The organism is Cupriavidus sp. HPC(L) (assembly GCF_000307735.3).
Classification (GTDB): Bacteria; Pseudomonadota; Gammaproteobacteria; order Burkholderiales; family Burkholderiaceae; genus Cupriavidus.
On record NZ_AMPR02000347.1, the window covers coordinates 1 to 1,754 of the forward strand.

Below are 1,754 nucleotides of genomic sequence, written 5' to 3' on the forward strand. Positions count from 1 at the left end.
GCTCGGCAGCTTGCCGAACAGCCCCTGCGACAGCGCCGACAGGCCGACCAGCTCGCCGCGCAGCGGTACCAGGTTCAGATAGGCCTCGAGGATCTGGCTCTTGCTCCAGCCGCGTTCGAGCCGCGCCGCGCGCCAGGCCTGGCCCATCTTCTGTGCGGCGCTGCGTCCGCCGGCGCCGCGGCGCAGCTCGTCGTCGAGCAGCGCGGCCAGCTGCATCGTCAGCGTCGACGCGCCGCGTGTGCGCGTGTTCCACAGATTGGCCCAGGCCGCGCCGGCCACGCCCTGCCAGTCGACGCCGCTGTGCCGGTAGAAGCGCCGGTCCTCCGACAGCACGATCGCGGTGCGTACCGCCGGCGAGATCTCGTCGAGCGCCACCCATTGCCCGCGCCGCGCGCTGAAATCGGTCCGGACCGTGGCGACCGGCTCGCCATGGCGGTCGCGCACGATCACGTCGGCGCTCCGGTAGCTGTCGCGTACCTGGTCGAAGCCAGGCAGCGTGTCGGCGATCGCCGGCGCCGGCGGTATCGCCGACAGCAGCGCAACAAGCAGCGCCAGCGCGAAGGCCGCGCGCCGGATGCCGGGCCATCGCGTGGCCCGCGTCATGGCCGCCGTCCCGCGACGATGCCGGCGACCAGCAATACCTGGGCCGCGGCATAGGTCCACCAGATGCCCAGCTCGAAACGGTCGAACGGCGACAGGAAGCGCGCGATGCCGATCAGCGCGTCGGACACGACGAAGCACAGCGCGCCGAGCGCGGCCAGCGGCGTCGGCAGCCGCGCCAGTAGCGCCGCGCACGCCATCGCGGTCAGCGCGACGACATAGGCGCAGACCTCGACGCGCAGCGTGCCGAGGTTGGGCCAGAAGCGCCCCAGCAGCGTGCCGACCGTGCCGATCACCGCGCCGCAGGCGAGCAGCCGGTGCGGCCGGTCGTCGCCGACCAGCGGCAGCAGCAGCGCGAGATAGGCCAGATGCGCCAGCAGGAAGAAGCCGAGCCCGCCGACGAAGGAGAACGGCAGCCACGGCGCCGCCAGCAGCAGATCGCCCACCGCGGAGAACAGCAGCGCGGCGACCAGCCAGCGGCGCTCGCGGCGCACCGGATGGAACCACGCCGCCCGCGCCAGCAGCAGCGCCATCGCCGTCTTCCACGCCGGCTGCCAGGCGAAGCTGCCCGTCAGCGGCGTGCCGGGCGGCAGCTCCAGCGCGGCGCTCAGCAGCAGCGCGCCATAGATGGTGCCGGCGACGGCGCCGGCCATCCACCATTCGCGCACGCGCGGCGGCATCGTCCAGCTGCGCCGTTCGAGGACATCGCTCACGAACGCGGCCCCACGGTCAAGCGCGCATTGGGCGCGGCGCCGAACACCTCGGGCGCATACATCGCCTCGACCCGGGTCGGTGGCAGCGCGAACTCGCCGGCGTTGTTCAGCCGCACGGTGTACTCGATGGTCGCCGTGCCCTTGGGCAGATGCGCGTAGTACTCGCGGTAGGCCTGCGGCGTGCGCTCGCTGAAGGCAGGCCAGGCCCCGGTGCGGCGCTCGCCGCGCGTGGCGATCTGCGAGTCGCGGCCCAGGCCGCTGCCCAGGATGGTGGCGCCCGCGGGCACCGGATCGCTGACCACCACCCACGTCATGTCAGCCTGCGCGTCGATCTCCAGCTTGACGCGATAGATGTCGCCGCGCGACCAGCGTCCCGGCGTGGCCTGCTCGACCGCGCTGACGCTGCGGCGGATGCGGTAGCCGGCGGCAATCGGCTCGGCC

Annotated in this window: 3 protein-coding genes; all 3 read right to left on the minus strand. The window is 73.4% G+C overall.

Annotated features, from left to right (window positions below; genetic code table 11):
• On the minus strand, window positions 1–603 hold a 603-nt coding region (locus B551_RS17605), incomplete at its 3' end, for a transglycosylase domain-containing protein (protein WP_043440745.1).
• Window positions 600–1,280: a lysoplasmalogenase gene (locus B551_RS17610; protein WP_043440748.1), complete on the minus strand. Its 681-nt coding sequence runs from the start codon at window positions 1,278–1,280 to the stop codon at window positions 600–602. The genes B551_RS17610 and B551_RS17605, both read right to left, overlap by 4 nt.
• 29 nt (window positions 1,281–1,309) lie before the next feature.
• On the minus strand, window positions 1,310–1,754 hold a 445-nt coding region (locus B551_RS26685), incomplete at its 5' end, for a hypothetical protein (RefSeq protein ID WP_023264668.1).

Bases quoted from the DNA above. Each gene is read 5' to 3' on its own strand.
- B551_RS17610 (WP_043440748.1), bottom strand. From the start codon at position 1,280: ATGCCGCCGCGCGTGCGCGAATGGTGGATGGCCGGCGCCGTCGCCGGC.